Below are 16,504 nucleotides of genomic sequence, written 5' to 3' on the forward strand. Positions count from 1 at the left end.
GCAGCGGGGCCGCCGGGCCTTCGGGGCTTTGACCAGCACGGGGCCGGGCCTTTACCTGCTTGTCGCCGGCGTCCAGTAGCTCTCGCCGGCCAGGATCAGCGCGGCGGCGCCGACCAGGCCGGCCTCCTGGCCCAGGGTGGCGGGCATGACCTTGACCCGGCGGGCGAACCCCATCATGGCGTGCTCGCGCAGCGCCTCGTCCAGCGGCCCGAACAGCGGCTCACCGGCCTGCGACAGCCCGCCGCCGATCGTGACGAGGTCCAGGTCGCACAGGTGGGTGGCGGAGGCGATCGCGATGCCGAGCGCGCGACCGGCCCTGCGCATGGCCCGCACCGCCACCGGATCCCCGGCTCGCGCGTCGGCCGCCAGCCCCCGCGCCGTGACCGCCCGATCCTCCCGGTATGCCCCGTCGTCCGGGCCGAACCGAGGCCCGGCGTCCGCCATCTGCGCGGCGGGGCCCGGAACCCAGCCCTGGTCCAGGGCCCAGGCGGTCAGGGCCGGGCCTCGTGCGACGGCCTCCAGGCAGCCGTGGCCGCCGCAGCCGCACCGCGGCCCGCCCTCCGGCTCGACCACCACGTGCCCGATGTGCCCGGCGTTGCCCGTGCCGCCGTTGACCAGGCGCCCGTCCAGGATCAGCCCGCCGCCCACACCGGTCGACACCACCATGCCGAGCATGTCGGCGCTCCCCTGCCCCGCGCCCTTCCAGTGCTCGGCCACGGCCAGGCAGATGGCGTCGTTGTGGAGGCGTACCGGCAGACCGGGGAAGCGCTCGGCCAGCCGGGCGCGCAGGGGGAAACCGCGCCAGCCGGGGATGTTCAGCGGCGAGACCTCGCCGTCCGGCCAGGCCATGGGCCCGCCGCAGCCCACCCCCACCCCCTCGACGCCCTCCGACAGGGGCTCGATGAGCTCGTCGAGCGTTTTCCACAGGGTCGGGGCGTCCGCGCCCTGCGGCGTCGCGACGCGTGCGGAGAACGCCACCGTGCCGTCGGAGCCGACCAGGCCGGCGGCCATCTTGGTGCCGCCGACGTCGATCGCGAGGATCACGGGCCGACCACCGTACCGGAGTGGCTCATGACGCGCCCGAGGCGCTGGAGAAGACGAGGACGGAGGCGGTGAAGCCGTGTACGTGGTTGTGGCCGGCGACCGGACCGACCTCGCCGGCCGCGAAGAAGCCCGCCACGCCGATGGGCCCCAGCGTGTCGCGCAGCGCCACCGGGTCGTGGTCGGCGGTGCCGAACATGGCCGAACCCCGCCCGTTGCACGAGAACAGCAGCGCCCCGTCCACCTTGCCCAGCTCTTCCCGGTGGGCGTCGAGCAGGTCGTACAGGTCCTCGTCCGCGGTGGCCGCGTCGCGTACCTGGAAGCGCACGGTCCTGCCGATCTCCACGATGTCGCCGATGGCCACGGCCTCGCGTTCGGGGTCGATGCCGATGACTCCCCTGATCAGGAAGTCGCCGCGTTCGTGGCGTTCGGCGTACTCGTCCATGGCCACGCCGATCTGCAGCCCGGCGGCGACCAGCTCGCGGTCGTCCTCGTCCAGGTCGCTGACGATGTCCTCCAACCTGGCCAGCGCCGGCTGGCCGGCCAGCTCCAGCAGCAGGTTGTCCTCCGACGCCGTGACCACCATGCTCGGCCCGATGGGCCGGCAGCCCTGGCTGACCACGGTGCTGACCTTCACCGGGCCGCTGAGCAGCACGCCGATCGCGCCCTCGGTGTAGATCTCGCCGTCGGCGAACAGCCGTACGGAGCCCCGCCCCTGCAGCCCATTGGCCAGCCCGCCGATCAGCGGCAGCTCGCCGAGCACGTCGATCGAGCGCTCGACGAAGGCGTCGGTGGGGAAGGTGTACGGGTCCGCCAGGAGGATCGCCACATGATCGTCCTTGCTGCGCTCCGGCAGCCCTACTACGACGAATTTGTCCTCGGCCGCCAGCGTCTCCAGCGCGAACGTGGTCAGCCGCGCCCCGTCCAAGGTGGCCGCCCAGGCGCTCACCGCAGGCGTCAGCTCCACGCCCTGCCCGTCGCCGATCACCCCCGTGGCGCTGCATCCGATCACGTGCGCTCCGGGTGCGAGCTTCATCGCGGCCTGTCCGGCCCTCGCGACGCCGTCGGGATCGTCGCCGCAGATGAAGAAGCAGACCAGGTCGGCTTGGCCGCTGAGCCTCGACAGTGCCTGGCCGACGGCGTTCTGCGCGGCCTCCACCAGGTCGGAACCCACGGCGAGGCCGTCGGCGAAGCGGCTTGTCATCAAGGCCACGCGTCTCGCCTCCCTCGACATGTCCAAGTTCCCTAGGCCCGATTCTCCCCACTAAAGGGACAAGCACGCCCACGAACCGTCACGCAATAGTCAAGATCCGATATCTCGCCAGATGCGAAACTCTCTGCCACATTCCCCGCAGGGGACGTAGTCTCGTTCCCGTGCATCAGCCACGTATTCTCCGCGAGCTGCGAGAGACCGGCCACGTCCATCGCACCGTCAAAGCCGAGGTCAGGGAAAACCTGCTGGCCAAGCTGCGGGCGGGCGAGCCGAGATTCCCCGGCATCGTCGGGTTCGACGACACGGTCCTGCCGCATCTGGAGCGGGCGCTCCTCGCCGGGCACGACCTGGTCCTCCTCGGCGAGCGCGGCCAGGGCAAGACCCGGCTCATCCGCACCGTCACCGGCCTGCTCGACGAGTGGACGCCGGTCGTCGAGGGATGTGAGATCAACGACCACCCGTACGCTCCGGCCTGCACGCGCTGCAAGGCGCTGGCGCGAGAGCTGGGCGACGAGCTGCCGGTCGCGTGGAAGCACCGCGACGAGCGCTACGGCGAGAAGCTCGCCACGCCCGACACTTCCGTGGGCGACCTGATCGGCGACGTCGACCCGATCAAGATCGCGGAAGGGCGTACGCTCGGCGACCCCGAGACGGTCCACTACGGGCTCGTCCCGCGTACCAACCGGGGTGTGTTCTCCGTCAACGAGCTGCCCGACCTGGCCGAGCGCATCCAGGTGTCGCTGCTCAACGTGCTGGAGGAGCGCGACATCCAGGTGCGCGGCTACAACCTGCGGCTGCCGCTCGACATCCTGCTCATCGCCAGCGCCAACCCCGAGGACTACACCAACCGGGGGCGGATCATCACGCCGCTGAAGGACCGGTTCGGCGCCGAGATCCGCACCCACTACCCGCTGACGGTCGAGGACGAGCTCACGCTCATCCGGCAGGAGTCCGTGCCGGACATCGGGGCCGACGTCCCCGAGCACCTGGTCGAGGTGATCGCCAGGTTCACCCGGCTGGTCCGCGAGTCCACCGCCGTGGACGCCCGCTCCGGGGTGTCCGCGCGGTTCTCGATCGCGGCCGCCGAGACCGCGTCGGCCTCCGCCGTCCGCCGGGCGGCGATCTCGGGCGAGGAGCAGGCCGTCACGCGCGTGATCGACCTGGCCAGCGTGGTGCACAGCCTGCGCGGCAAGGTGGAGTTCGAGGTCAGCGAGGAGGGCAGGGAGACCGAGATCCTCGCCCACCTGCTGCGCCGGGCCACGGCGGAGACGTTCAGGACCCGGCTGGGCGGCATGGACCTGTCCGCGGTGACCGACAAGTTCGCCGAGGGCAACCAGGTGGAGTCCGGCGAGCTGGTCGCGGCCGGCGAGCTGCTGCACCGGATGGGGCCGGTCACCGGCCTGGCCAAGATCATGTCCAGGCTGGGCATGGGCGCGGGCGAGGAGTCCCCCGGGCACGCCGCGGCGGCCCTGGAGTTCGCCCTGGAGGGCCTCTACCTCATGCGCCGCCTGTCCAAGGAAGACCTGGACGGAGTCACCGTCTACCGCACGTGAACATCTGGGCGGACTTCCGCGTCATAGTGAGTACTGATCACGTTTGACGGGGGGAGACCGGCTCAAGGCGATCCCGGGGGCGAAGGAGCTGCGGCGTGGGAGGTCTACGGGGACGCGTAGGCGGACATTCCGGGTTAGCGTGGTCTCGTGATGGCCTTCCGCTATGGCGAATTCCACGACGGCCCCGATCCCCTGGCCCCGCCCTACGACGTGCGGGCCGCGCTCGACGAGATGGGCGATGCGATCCTGTCGGGCTCGACGCCGGTCCACGCCCTGCGCGACCTGCTCAAGCGCGGCCTGCCCGGCGCCCAGGACCGCCGCGGGCTGGACGACATGCTCAGGGAGGTCCGCCGGCGCCGCCGCGACCTGCGTGAGCGCGGGCGGCTCGACGGCACGCTGGAGAAGGCACGGGCGCTGCTCGACAAGGCCATCGGACAGGAGCGGGCGGAGCTGTTCCCCGATCCGTCCGACGACGCGCGGCTGCGGGAGACCGGGCTCGACGCGCTGCCCGACGACACGGCCAGCGCCATCCAGGAGCTGAGCACGTACGACTGGCGCTCGGCCGCGGCCCGCCAGACGTTCGAGGAGCTGCGCGACCTGCTGCGGCGGGAGGTTCTGGACAGCCAGTTCAGAGGTCTGCGGGACGGGCTGGCCAACCCGGACCCTGAGGCCATGGAGCGCATCCGCCAGATGATGTCGGACCTGAACGACATGCTGGACAAGGACGCCCGCGGCCAGCACACCCAGACCGACTTCGACGCCTTCATGGAGAAATACGGCGACCTCTTCCCGGAGAAGCCGCGTAATCTCGAGGAGCTCGTCGACATCCTGGCCCGCCGCGCCGCCGCCACGCAGCGCATGCTGGCCTCGATGACCCCACGCCAGCGCGAGGAGCTCGGCAACCTGATCAACCAGACCCTCGACCAGGCGGGGCTCTCCGAGCAGATGCGCCGGCTCGGCGACGCGCTCCACGCCCGCCGCCCCGACCTGGCCTGGAACGCCCCAGAACGCCTCACCGGCGAGGAGCCCTTGGGCATGGGCGACGCCGTCACCGCCCTCGAGGAGCTGGCCGACCTCACCCAGCTGGAGACCGCCCTGCGCCAGGACTACCCGGGCGCACGACTCGACGACGTGGACGAGGCAGCGGTACGCCGCGCGCTCGGCCGCTCGGCGGTCGACGACCTGGAGGCGCTCAAGCGGATCGAGCGGGAGCTGGAGGAGCAGGGCTACCTGCTGCGCCGCCGCGGCAAGCTGGAGCTGACGCCCAAGGCGGTGCGGCGGCTCGGCGAGACGGCGCTGCGCCGGGTGTTCTCCTCCCTCGACGCGGGCCGGCGCGGCGACCACGACCAGCACGACGCGGGCTCGGCCGGGGAGCTCACGGGCTCGTCGCGGCCGTGGCGCTTCGGCGACGAGCAGCCGATCGACGTGGTCCGCACCCTGGTCAACGGCGTCCGCAGCGGTGGGGTCAGGGCTGGAGGAGGCGTACGCCTGTCCGTGGACGACTTCGAGGTGGCCGAGACCGAGCGCCGCAGCGCCGCCGCCGTCTGCCTGCTCGTCGACCTGTCGTACTCGATGGCCCTGCGCGGCACCTGGGCCGCCGCCAAGCAGACGGCGCTGGCCCTGCAGGCGCTGGTGGCCTCGAAGTTCCCGCAGGACGCGGTGCAGATCATCGGCTTCTCCAACTACGCCAGGGTGCTGCAGCCGGACGAGCTGGCGGGCCTCGACTGGGACATGGTCCAGGGCACCAACCTGCACCACGCCCTGCTGATCGCCGGCCGCCACCTGGACCGCCACCCCGACTTCGAGCCGGTGGTGCTGGTGGTCACGGACGGCGAGCCCACCGCCCATCTCATGCGCAACGGCAGGTCGGCGTTCGAGTGGCCGCCGTCGCACGAGACGCTGGAGCTCACGCTGGCCGAGGTGGACAAGATGAGCAGGCGCCGGGCCACGCTCAACGTCTTCATGCTGGCGGCGGACGAGCGGCTCAAGGAGTTCGTGGACGAGGTGGCCCGCAGGAACGGCGGCCGTGTCTTCTCGCCGAGCGCCGAGCGCCTGGGCGAATACGTCGTCAGCGACTTCCTCCGCCTCCGCCGCGCCCGCTGAATTGTCGGTACGGGATGCCAGACTCTCCCGGCATGAGCGGCGATGACGACGTGCGGTTGAGAGATGTCGTGGAGGCGGACCTGGAGGTGTTCCTGGCGCAGGAGCACGATCCTGAGGCCGTCCGGAGGTCGAGGTTCCCCGCCCGGCCGCGGGAGAGGTTCCTCAACCACTGGAGGACCAAGATCCTCGACGACCCGACCGTCTTCGTGCGGGCGATCACGGTGAACGGCGAGCCGGCCGGAAATCTCGTGGCCTGGTGGGAGGGAGAGCGGCGCTTCATCGGCTACTGGATGGGCCGTGAGTTCTGGGGCCGCGGCGTCGGCACCCGGGCGCTCGGGCTCTTCCTGGCCCAGGAGAAGTCCCGCCCCCTCTACGCCGACCCGTTCCACGGCAACACCGCCTCCGTCCACCTCCTGGAGAGGCACGGCTTCCAGCGGGCCGGGACGATCCAGCACGGCGACGACGAGCACCTCCTGCTCGTCCTCCACGACCCGCCGTCACCCGTCACGGCCTGATTCTCAGCCCCACGCCCACCAACGGTCCGGCCCGCCCTCTCGCACGCGGCACTCGGTCTCTGCACGCGATCACGGCCAGATGTGCTTCAGGGCGAACTCAGGCAGGGCATACGGGCCGGTCTGAGGTGCCGACGGATCGGCGGAGACGTGCAATGAGCCGTGGGACAGAAGCCGGTGACGCGATTCCTGCCGGCCGGCACCACACGTGTGATTCCCGTACGCCGCGCGGCCTCCAGCACATGGTGGGTTCCGAGCACGTTCGCCTGAGCTCCAGGCACCGCACTAGTCGCCGAGGCGGAGAAGCTTGCCGAGGAGCGCAGTGAGCTGGCTACGTTCTTCGGGGGCGAGGGCTTGGAAGGTGCCGTCGAGGAACGCCGGGATCGACGTCTGGGCCTCGGCGAGCCGCTGCCGGCCTGAGCCGGTGATGGTGACGGCGTAGGAGCGCCGGTCATGGGGATTGCGTTCCCTGCGCACGTGGCCCGCCTGCTCCAGGTCGTCACACACGCTGACCATGACGCTGCGATCAATGCGCAGCTCCTCGCTGAGCGTCTGTTGCGAGCACGGGCCGACGGCGTCGAGCATCTGCAGCACCAAGTGCTGCCCGACCCCCAAGCCCTCCTCGGCGGCGTGCGCGTCGGCGGCGCGCGCCACGGCGGCCGAGGCCCGACACAGTGCGATGTCCAACCGCTCGGCCGCGAGCTGCGGAAAGTACGTCGGCCGCGCGCGGTCGGCTGTCTTCGTCGGCATCGATCTCCTCTTCCGTATGGGGCCAGCGTATCACCAACAGTCTGGACACTGATTGTTTGACAACAGATTGTTGTTCGCCATACCGTCTCGATCATCTGCGAACAGATTGTTTGCGCTCAGATGAAATGAGGATGGTGTGACGCATTCCGACGGCCGCAAACAGGTGGCCCTGGTGTTGTTGTGCGCGGCGGTGTTCCTGGACTCGATGGACCTGTCCCTGATGGGTGTGGCCTTGCCTGCCATCGGGCGTGATCTGTCGCTGCCGGAGAGCACCCTCCAGTGGCTGATGTCCGGCTACGCGGTCGCTTACGGTGGTTTCCTGCTGTTCGGCGGCCGGATGGCCGACCTGTTCGGTCGTCGCCGCATGTTCCTGCTGTCGCTGGCGGTGTTCGCGGCGGCGAGCCTGATCGGCGGTCTGCTCTCCGCGGGGTGGCCGCTGGTCGCTACCCGGGTGATCAAGGGAGTGGCAGCCGCGCTCACCGCGCCGGCCGCGCTCTCACTCATCACCACCACCTTCACCGAAGGGCCGCAGCGCAACCGTGCGCTGGGGGTCTACTCGCTGGCCGGGGCGACCGGCTACACCGCCGGACTGATCGCCTCCGGCCTCCTCACCGAGATCAGCTGGCGGCTGGTGTTCTTTCTGCCGGTTCCGGTCGCCATGCTCGTGCTGGTGGCGGCGCCGCTGGCGCTGCCACGGGGCCTCCAGCCGCCCAGGACGCGCGGTGGGTTCGACGCGGCCGGTGCGGGCGCCGTCACCGGAGGCGTCCTTCTCCTGGTGTTCTCGTTGAGTGAGCGGAACTGGCTGGTCGGTGTCGTGGCCATGCTCGTGCTGAGCGGCTTCGTCGTCATCGAACTCAGGCAGCGGGCCCCGCTCGTACCGCTGGAAGTGTTCAGGTCTGGCAGCGTAACCGCCGCCAACCTCGCCGCACTGGCCTGGGCGTGCGCGACCATCGGCTGGCAGTTCGTCGCCGTCCTCTACCTGCAGCAGGTCCTCGGGTACACCGCGCTGACCACCGGCCTGGGCATCGTCCCGATGGGCCTGGCCATCGTGATCGCCGCCAATCTGGCCGGAAAACTGATCAACCGGTGGGGGCTCGGGCGAGTGGCCACGGTGGGGATGCTGGTCCAGGGGGCGGGCATCCTGCTGTTCCTTCGAGCCGGGGCCACCAGCGACTACGCCACTGTGCTGCTGCCCGCGCTGGTTGTTCACGGGGTGGGCAACGGGCTGTCGTTCCCCAGCCTCAACATCGCCGCCGTCAGCGGCCTGCCGGACGAGCAGCAAGGGCTGGCCTCAGGGCTGATCACCTCCGCGATCCAGATCGGCGCCGGGATCGGCGTGGCGGTGCTGGCCGCCGTCATGGCCCTCGGTGAGTCCGCGCTGGCCGGTCACAGGCTGGCGTTCCTGGTGGCAGGAGGCGTCTCCCTGCTGGGTGCCCTCATCGCACACTTCGGCCTGCGTGGCCGCCAAGCCGTACAAACCGTCAATGCCTGAGGAAACACATCATGACCTTGGATCTGACCCCCGACGAACTTCTGACCACCACCCGCGCAGTGCGCAAGCGGCTCGACCTCACCCGGCCCGTCCCGCGTGAGCTGATCGAGCAGTGCGTGGACGTGGCCATGCAGGCGCCGACCGGGCGCAACCGGCAGCGCTGGCACTTCCTCGTCGTCACTGACCCCGGCCGGCGGCGGGCCGTGGCCGACATCTTCCTCCGTGCCCTGCCTCTGGCGGTCGGGCAGCCGTTGACCGAACACGACCTGCGGCGCATGAACCACCACTCTGGCTCCATGGAGCGCATCTTCGACGGCTTGCGTCACCTCGCCGACAATATCCACCGCGTGCCCGCCTTCGTCATCCCCGCGGTGGAAGGCCGGACCGACCACGCTCCAGTGGCCGTCCAGGCCGGCGCGTGGGGATCGATCCTTCCTGCCGTGTGGAGCTTCATGCTCGCCGCCCGCGCGCGCGGCCTTGGGACGGTGTGGACGACCGCGCAGGGGCCGCTCGAAGGAGAGCTGGCCCAGGCACTCGGCGTACCCTGCGACGAGGTCATGCTCGCCGCGTTCATCCCCCTGGCCTACACCATCGGCACCGACTTCAAGCCCGCCCGCCGGGTCCCGCGCGAAGAAGTCCTGCATTGGGACCACTGGTAGGGCGCCGTATCGAACACGCGCGTCGGATTCGACCGACGGCGACCAGGGTGTTGAACCTGCTCATGCGGAGGCGGCGGAGGTCCATGCAGTTGGCCTGAGGGATTGGCCTGGGGCTCCGGGTCAGGCGTCGACGAGGCGGGTGTAGAAGTCGAGGGCCACGTCGAAGCCGTCGCGGCAGTTGCGGTGGGAGCGATGGCAAGGACGCCAGGCCGTGCTGGCGCCCACCCCGGCCCGGGCGTCGCTCAACGCCGAGGGCACCCGCTCCGGCTTGGGCACGAGTCCGTGGCCCAGATAGCGGACCCCGGACAGCTCGGTGTGCCGGCCTGGCCCACCGGAGACGAAGGCGCCCAGGCGCCAGCCACTTTCCTCGTCCCACACCAGCGCGCTGCCGTCGGACAGCTTGAGCGTGGCGTCGCGCGGGTCACAGGGGCCCTCCCACCAGTCCGCCACCTCGGCTCCGAGCTGGTCGACGACCTGGCGCACATAGCTGATCGGCTGCTGCAGCCACTCATCGGTGTACGGCTCGACGTGCCTGATGGTCACGGACGACACCCCTTTGTGCCCTAACGGTAAGACAAACGGAACGGTGAACAACCATACCGGGGCCGAACTTATTCCGTTGCACGTACGTCTAGTTATTACGGACGATATTTACGTCCGGCACGGGGAAGGAGAGGAGCCCATGATTCCCACGATTCTCCTCATCGTGCTGATGGTCGTCACGATCGCGGCCATGGAGCTCATCATGCGCTGCTCCCCGGAGAGCAAAGAGAGTGTCGAGTCCCCCACCGAGATCGCCGGGGACTAGTCTCTCCCGCATGTCGTCCCTGCTTCTCTGGCTGCACATCGGATTCGCGATCTTCACCATCGGCCCGGTGACCGCCGCGACGATGGCCGCGCCCCGCGTCATCCGCAACAAGAACGTGTCCGCGCTGCAGTTCATCCAGCGCACGACGAGGATCTACAGCCTCGGCTCGATCGGGGTGTTCGTGTTCGGGCTGGCGCTCGGCGCGGTCATCGGCAACGGGCTGCTCGGCAGGTGGTACATGACCGCGTCGATGACGCTGTTCATCGTGGCCGCCGTGCTGCTCGTCATCATCGACCGCGACCTGCGCACCGCCGTCCGGGCGCTGGCGAGCGAGGACGCGGACGACGATGCGAAGGTGCAGAACGGGCGGATCGCCGCGATCAGCGGGCTGCTCTCGGTGATCTGGCTGGTGATCTTGTTCCTGATGGTGGTTCCCACCGGGTGATCACCCTGACCGGTCCCGTCAGCCGAGCGCCTGGGTGAGGTCGGCGAGCAGGTCGTCGACCGTCTCGATGCCGACCGACAGCCGCACCAGGTCGGCGGGCACCTCCAGCGGCGACCCCGCCGCCGAGGCGTGGGTCATCCGGCCCGGGTGCTCGATGAGCGACTCGACGCCGCCGAGCGACTCGCCCAGCGTGAACAGCTGGGCCCGGTCGCACACCGCCACGGCCTCCGCCTCGCCACCGTCGACCCGGAACGACACCATGCCGCCGAACCGCCTCATCTGCTTGGCCGCCACCTCGTGCCCCGCGTGCTCGGCCAGCCCCGGGTAGAGCACCTCGGTCACGCGCGGGTGCGCGAGCAGCAGGTCGACGACGCGTTCGGCGTTGTCGCAGTGGCGGTCCATGCGTACGCCGAGGGTCTTGAGCCCGCGCAGCGTCAGCCAGGCGTCGAACGGCCCGGCCACCGCCCCCATCGCGTTCTGGTGGTAGGCCAGCTCCTCCCCGAGCCCTGCGTCGGCCGCGATCAGCGCCCCGCCGACGACGTCCGAGTGCCCGCCCACGTACTTGGTCGTCGAGTGCACGACGACATCCGCGCCGAGGGCCAGCGGCTGCTGCAGGTACGGCGACGCGAACGTGTTGTCCACCACCAGCAGCGCCCCGTTGTCGTGGGCCAGCTGCGCGAGCGCGGCGATGTCGGCGATGCCGAGCAGCGGGTTGGTGGGCGTCTCGACCCAGACCACCTTGGTCTTCTGCGTCATGGCCGCGGCCACGGCGTCGAGGTCGTGCAGCGGGACCGGGTCGTAGTGCAGGTCCCAGCGCTCGTGGACCTTGGCGAACAACCGGTACGTCCCGCCGTAAGCGTCGTTCGGGATGACGACGTGGTCCTGCGGCTTGCACACCGCACGCAGGAAGGTGTCCTCGGCGGCCAGCCCCGAGGCGAACGCGAGCCCGCGCGCGCCGCCCTCCACGGCCGCCAGCGCCTGTTCGAGCGCGGTCCTGGTGGGGTTGGCCGAGCGACTGTACTCGTATCCGGAACGCAGGCCGCCCACGCCGTCCTGCTTGTAGGTGGACGTGGCGTAGATCGGCGGCACGACCGCGCCGGTCAGCGGGTCGGGCTCCTGACCTGCGTGGATGGCCAGTGTCTCAAAACCGTTGCTCATAGAGGCAACGTTAACGGAAGACGGCCCGCGGTCCGTTCCCAACGGACCACGGGCCGGTGCGGACGCCGTCCCCCAACGGCCTCCCGCGCGGCTCGCGCACCCTGCCCGCGCGAGCCGGGTCGTCAGGCCGCCTTGGGCGCGTGGCGGTCTTCCCCGCCCCCCGACAGGGGCGCGAGCCGTACGACGTCAGCGTCGATGTGCCGGCCGCTCCCGCCCTCGGCGTGCTCCCCGTTGATGCGCGAGAGCAGCACCGGGTCGGCCAGCGCGAGAAGCACTCCGACGACCAGCCCCAGTCCCAGTAGCACGAACCCGATGACAACCATTCATGTCCCCTTTCCGACATATCCAGCATCCGCCACGCCCCCCGACCTTCACCTCCACTGAAGGAATGGTCTGCGGCAGGCTGACTCGGCCGAACGGTTGATACGACTTGTCCGACTTCCGACCTAGGCTCGGGCCGTGGGTGATTCCAAGCGCCTCGTGTACTGGATCCGGCGGCTGAGCGAGATCGCGATGCTCGGCTGGCTGGGCATGATGCTGATGATCGACCTCGTGCTCGCCATCACCATCGGGGGCTTCCAGTGGCTCGTGCCGTTCTGCGGAGCGTGCGGCATGGCGGCGGTGCTGCTGCGGCGCAGGCACCGCCTCAACGGCTACAGCGTCATGCTCGCCCTGTCGTTCGGCACGTCCACGGCGATCGGAAGCACCGGGTTCGACGGCACGCCCGGCATGGCGGAGACCGGGTCGCTGCTCATCCTGATCATCGGCGTGCTGCGGCACGTTGAGCCGGTGCGGCGGGCGGCGGTGCTGGCCTGCGTGGGGCTGATCGTGCTGATGTCCGAGTCCGTCGGGCGCGACTACCAGAGCTCGGGGCTGGTGTTCTCGTTCGTGCTGTTCGCGGGGTGGTCGATGGCCGCCGGGATCGGCGGGTACCTCCGCTTCCAGCAAGAGCGCCGCGTGGAGGCCGTGCATTCGGTACGGCGGGCGGAGCGGCTCGAACTGGCCAGGGAACTGCACGACCTGGTCGCCCATTACATCACCGGCATCGTGGTCCAGGCCCAGGCCGCCCGTACGGTGGCCGAGACCAAGCCGGACGCGGTGCTGCCCGCGCTCGACGCGATCGCCACGGCCGGGTCGGAGGCGCTGACGTCGATGCGGCGCATGGTGGCGGTGCTGCGTACCGAGGACGACCCGGCCCGCAAGCCCGGCACCACGCTGGCCGACCTGCGGATGCTGACCGACCGGTTCTCGTCCGACGGGCCCAAGGTGGCGTTCGAGATCGGGCAGGGTCTTGACGATCGGACCCTGCCACCTGAGGTCATGACCACCCTGCACCGGATCCTGCAGGAGTCGCTGACCAACGTGCGCAAGCACGCCTCGCGGGCCGCGTGGGTGGAGGCCGATCTGCGGCGGCACGAGAGGGTCGTGGTGTTACGGGTGCGGAACTTCGGGTCGGCGTCAGATCCGCGAGTCGCCCGCCTGGGGGGTGGGTTCGGGCTGGTCGGCATGGCCGAGCGGGTGGAGGCGCTGGGCGGCCGGCTGTACGCGGGCCCGTCCCCGGAAGGTGCCTGGGAGGTTGTCGCCGAGTTCCCGCTCCCCTGAGGGGCGCCGGCCGGAAAGGTGATCGCCGGGGTCCCGCTCCCCCGCCGCGAACGCTCGCCCGAACCCGTCCTCTCCCAGGGCGACACGCAGCCTGCCGGCGATTCTGTCCACGTCTCGCCGCTCCCCCGAGGGAAGGGGCGCCCCCACGGCCCGCCTGATGGCCGCGGCCGCCCCGATCAGCCGAGCCGCCCCCAGCGAATCGCCGCCCATGCGGGCGGCGCTCTCCGCCCGCCGGTCGCTCAGCGGCAGCGACATCGCCCCGGCCAGCCCTTCGAGCGCCAGCGCGATCGCCCTGGGGTCGCCCGTGGCCTGTGCCGCCTCGTAGCCCTCACGCTGCCTGGCCAGCGCCGCCTCCGCGTCGCCGCGCTGCTCGGCGACGAAGCCCAGCTCCGCCATGACGAACGCGATCCCGGGCGTCCCCCGCACCCGCCGCAGGAAGTCGAGCACGGTCCGCAGGTACGTCTCCGCCTCCTCGTACCGCCCCTGGCGCCGGGCGCTCATGGCCAGCCCGAGCAGGGCGTTCTCCTCGGCGGCCTTGTACGACTGCTCGACCGCCAGCCGCCTGGCCCGCTCGTGGAGGTCGTCGGCCCGCTCGTAGTCGCCCGCCAGCAGCGCGATCCGCCCCAGGGCGGCCAGCCTGAACGAGACCTCGAACCCCAGCTCCTCGGCCAGCCTCAGGGCCTCCTCCCGCAACCGGGCGGCCTTGACGTAGTCGCCGCGGATCTCGGCCGCCCGGTCGAGCACGTCCATGGCCTCGACCTGGCCCCACTCGTCGCCCAGCTCCCTGAACAGCGCCAGCCCCCGCTCCCCGTCCCGCTCCATCGCCGCCAGGTCGGCGCGGCCGACGGCGAGCTTGGCACGCAGGCACAGCACCGCCGCCACACCCCACCGATCACCCAGCTCCTCGTACGCGGCCAGCGCCCGGTCCGCCGCCGCCTCGTGCGCCGGCCTGTCGCCGTACGCCCAGCGAACGTGGCTGAGCAACCAGTCGGCCAGCGCCGTCCCCGCCCGATCGAGCCCGCCGCGCCGGACCGGCGAGGCGGGCTCACCGAGCAGCAACTCGATCCCCGCCAGCCAGACCGACGCCGGAGCCGCCTCCGCGGTGGGTGGCGTCAGTGCGGTGGCCGAGGCGGCACCGTGAGCGGCCGCGTCGTGTGCCGCCAGAGCCATCGCCAGGGACCTGCGGGCCTCGCGCAGCCTGCCCCGCAGAATCCAGTACCACGCCAGGGCGTTGACCAGGCGCAACGCCTCCGGCCCAGCCAACGCGAGCCGCAGGTTGGCGCGCTCGGCGTCGAGCCGTACGAACCACTCTCGCTGCCCCGGCCCCCTGAGGTCCGCCCGCTCGGCGAGCGCGGTGTAGTAGCGGGCGTGCCGCTCCCTGATCAGGCCGAGCTCCCCCGCCTCAGCCAGCCGCTCCTGGCAGTAGGCCGCGACCGACTCCAGCAGCCGGTAACGAGACCCCGGCCCGCGGCCTGGCTCCGAGGCGCGCACCGGTCCCGGCGCCCGCACCACCAGCGACCGGTCCACCAGCCTGGCCAGCGTGTCGACCACGTCCACGCCCGCCTCCGCGCACACCTCCTCGGCGGCCTCCAGCGTGCACCCGTCGGCGTGCACCGCCAGCCGCCGCAGCACGACCCGCTCGGCCTCCCCCAGCAGCTCCCAGCTCCAATCGATCATCGCCCGGAGCGTGCGCTGCCTGGCGGGCGCGTCCCGCATCCCCGCGTTGAGCAGCCTGAAGCGGTCGTCCAGCCGGTCGGCGAGCTCCTGCACCCCGAGCGCCCGCACCCGGGTGGCGGCCAGCTCCAGGGCCAGCGGGATCCCGTCGAGCCGCCGGCAGATGGTGGCCACGGTCTCGCCCGGGGGTACGTTCGCGCGCGCCGTGAAGAGCCGTACGGCCTCGGGCTCCGGCAGCGGCGGCACCGCCCGTACGTTCTCGCCCGTCACTCCCAGCGGCTCCTGGCTGGTGGCCAGGACGCGCAGCCCCGGGGCGGCCCGCAGCAGCGCCGAGACCAGCTCGGCCGCCTGCGTCACCAGGTGCTCGCAGTTGTCGAGCACCAGCAGCATGCGCTTGGCCGCCAGCGCCCCCGCCAGCCTGGGCGCCAGTGCGACGGCGGCGTCGTCGCGGATGCCGAGCACGGCCGCGACGACCTCCGCCACGTTCACCGCACCGGCCAGCTCGACCAGCCACACTCCGTCCGGGAACGCCGGCCCTTCGTGGGAGGCCAGGGGGCGGGCGGCCTCGAGGGCGAGCCTGGTCTTGCCGACGCCGCCCGGCCCCGTGAGCGTCACCAGCCGGGCCGTCGCGAGCAGCTCCCGGACCTCGGCCAGCTCGGCCTCCCGCCCGATCAGGTCGCTGAGCGGCGCGGGCAGGTTCGAGTCCGGCGCCCGGGTCCCTGCCAGCCCCGGATCCTGACGCAGGATCGCCTGGTGCAGCCCGGCCACCTCGGGCGACGGGTCCAGCCCGAGCTCCTCCCGCAGCCGCTCCCGCAACGACTCGTACGCGGCCAGCGCCTCGCTCTGCCGCCCGCCCCGGTACAGCGCCAGCATGTGCGAGGCACGCAGCCGCTCGCGCAGCGGATGCCGGGCGACCAGCTCGGCGAGGTCCACGCGTTCGCCGAGCTCCAGCCGTACCTCCGCCTGCTCCTCCAGCGCCGCCAGGCGCATCTCCTCGAGGCTCGCGGCCTCGGCGCGGGCGAAGTCCGCGTCGGGGAAGTCGGCGTACGCCGGCCCGCGCCACAGCGCCAGCGCCCGCTCGAGCTCGGCCGCCCGCGTGAGGAGGTCCGTGGAGCGGCGGTTGACGAGGGCGCGGAAGCGGGCGGCGTCGCAGTCGTGGGCGGCCAGCCGGTACCCCGCGGGCCCGTGGACGATCAGCCCGGGATCGCCGAGCGCGCGGCGCAGCTGGGAGACGCGGGCCTGGAGGGTGCCGACCGGGTTGCGCCCGGCCTGCGCGCCCCAGAGGTCGTCGACCAGCCGGTCCGCAGAGACCGGACCGCCCTCGTGCGCCAGCAGGTCGGCCAGCAGCGCACGGACCTTGGCCTCGGCGACGTGGACGGGCCCGCCGCCGTCCGCCCACACGGCCAGCGGCCCGAGCACCCCGAAACACACCACGCCATAGCCAACCCGTGGCCGTACCGAAGGAATTCCGTAGCGGCGGGCTCAAGAGTGGGG

14 protein-coding genes and 1 pseudogene are annotated in these 16,504 nt (G+C 71.5%); 8 read left to right on the plus strand and 7 right to left on the minus strand.

The genetic code is table 11. From position 1 onward, the window contains the following. Window positions 1-51: 51 nt before the first annotated feature. Together EJK15_RS17080 and EJK15_RS17085 are read right to left on the minus strand one after the other, a co-directional pair. Window positions 52-1,044: an ROK family protein gene (locus EJK15_RS17080; protein WP_138711419.1), complete on the minus strand. Its 993-nt coding sequence runs from the start codon at window positions 1,042-1,044 to the stop codon at window positions 52-54. Window positions 1,045-1,069: 25 nt separating this feature from the next. Continuing rightward, a complete protein-coding gene (locus EJK15_RS17085; RefSeq protein WP_138711467.1) occupies window positions 1,070-2,245 on the minus strand; it encodes an FIST signal transduction protein in 1,176 nt (391 codons plus the stop codon). 170 nt (window positions 2,246-2,415) lie between these two features. Here EJK15_RS17085 and EJK15_RS17090 point away from each other — a divergent pair, with 170 nt between their 5' ends. The 3 genes from EJK15_RS17090 (at window position 2,416) to EJK15_RS17100 (ending at window position 6,425) form a co-directional block, all read left to right on the plus strand. Beyond that, window positions 2,416-3,807 carry a sigma 54-interacting transcriptional regulator gene (locus tag EJK15_RS17090; protein ID WP_138711420.1) on the plus strand — a complete coding sequence of 464 codons (1,392 nt, stop codon included), beginning with the start codon at window positions 2,416-2,418 and terminating at the stop codon, window positions 3,805-3,807. A gap of 150 nt (window positions 3,808-3,957) precedes the next feature. Further along, window positions 3,958-5,910: a vWA domain-containing protein gene (locus tag EJK15_RS17095; RefSeq protein WP_138711421.1), complete on the plus strand. Its 1,953-nt coding sequence runs from the start codon at window positions 3,958-3,960 to the stop codon at window positions 5,908-5,910. Window positions 5,911-5,942: 32 nt separating this feature from the next. After that, window positions 5,943-6,425, plus strand: coding sequence for a GNAT family N-acetyltransferase (locus EJK15_RS17100; RefSeq protein ID WP_240777025.1), 483 nt, complete (start codon window positions 5,943-5,945; stop codon window positions 6,423-6,425). 282 nt (window positions 6,426-6,707) lie between these two features. On the opposite strand, the gene EJK15_RS17110 is transcribed toward EJK15_RS17100, so the two are convergent. Continuing rightward, entirely contained in the window at window positions 6,708-7,172 is a 465-nt protein-coding gene (locus tag EJK15_RS17110; protein ID WP_138711423.1) for a MarR family winged helix-turn-helix transcriptional regulator, read from the minus strand. A gap of 136 nt (window positions 7,173-7,308) precedes the next feature. Here EJK15_RS17110 and EJK15_RS17115 point away from each other — a divergent pair, with 136 nt between their 5' ends. Together EJK15_RS17115 and EJK15_RS17120 are read left to right on the plus strand one after the other, a co-directional pair. Further along, a complete protein-coding gene (locus EJK15_RS17115; RefSeq protein ID WP_138711424.1) occupies window positions 7,309-8,664 on the plus strand; it encodes an MFS transporter in 1,356 nt (451 codons plus the stop codon). An 11-nt stretch (window positions 8,665-8,675) separates the two neighbouring features. Then, entirely contained in the window at window positions 8,676-9,323 is a 648-nt protein-coding gene (locus tag EJK15_RS17120; RefSeq protein WP_138711425.1) for a nitroreductase family protein, read from the plus strand. Between the two features lie 120 nt (window positions 9,324-9,443). Here the strand turns inward: EJK15_RS17120 and EJK15_RS17125 are convergent, their stop codons facing one another. Then, a complete protein-coding gene (locus tag EJK15_RS17125; protein WP_240777026.1) occupies window positions 9,444-9,866 on the minus strand; it encodes a DUF6292 family protein in 423 nt (140 codons plus the stop codon). 139 nt (window positions 9,867-10,005) lie between these two features. On the opposite strand from EJK15_RS17125, the gene EJK15_RS76310 reads away from it, so the two are divergent. Together EJK15_RS76310 and EJK15_RS17130 are read left to right on the plus strand one after the other, a co-directional pair. Continuing rightward, entirely contained in the window at window positions 10,006-10,131 is a 126-nt protein-coding gene (locus tag EJK15_RS76310; protein WP_276615399.1) for a hypothetical protein, read from the plus strand. Window positions 10,132-10,141: 10 nt separating this feature from the next. Beyond that, window positions 10,142-10,576 carry a hypothetical protein gene (locus EJK15_RS17130; protein WP_138711427.1) on the plus strand — a complete coding sequence of 145 codons (435 nt, stop codon included), beginning with the start codon at window positions 10,142-10,144 and terminating at the stop codon, window positions 10,574-10,576. 18 nt (window positions 10,577-10,594) lie between these two features. Here the strand turns inward: EJK15_RS17130 and EJK15_RS17135 are convergent, their stop codons facing one another. Together EJK15_RS17135 and EJK15_RS17140 are read right to left on the minus strand one after the other, a co-directional pair. After that, window positions 10,595-11,734 (minus strand): cystathionine gamma-synthase, encoded by a 1,140-nt coding sequence (locus tag EJK15_RS17135; RefSeq protein WP_138711428.1) that lies wholly within the window; start codon window positions 11,732-11,734, stop codon window positions 10,595-10,597. 122 nt (window positions 11,735-11,856) lie between these two features. Beyond that, window positions 11,857-12,057: a hypothetical protein gene (locus EJK15_RS17140; RefSeq protein WP_138711429.1), complete on the minus strand. Its 201-nt coding sequence runs from the start codon at window positions 12,055-12,057 to the stop codon at window positions 11,857-11,859. 586 nt (window positions 12,058-12,643) lie between these two features. Here EJK15_RS17140 and EJK15_RS77170 point away from each other — a divergent pair. Continuing rightward, window positions 12,644-13,270: pseudogene (locus tag EJK15_RS77170) on the plus strand (sensor histidine kinase); the annotation flags it as partial. Here the strand turns inward: EJK15_RS77170 and EJK15_RS17150 are convergent. Beyond that, complete coding sequence (locus tag EJK15_RS17150; protein ID WP_171074353.1) at window positions 13,193-16,441, minus strand: AfsR/SARP family transcriptional regulator; 3,249 nt, start codon at window positions 16,439-16,441, stop codon at window positions 13,193-13,195. The pseudogene EJK15_RS77170 and the gene EJK15_RS17150 overlap by 78 nt on opposite strands. Between the last annotated feature and the right edge of the window lie 63 nt (window positions 16,442-16,504).

It is taken from the genome of Nonomuraea basaltis (assembly GCF_005893125.1).
Taxonomy (GTDB): Bacteria; Actinomycetota; Actinomycetes; order Streptosporangiales; family Streptosporangiaceae; genus Nonomuraea; species Nonomuraea basaltis.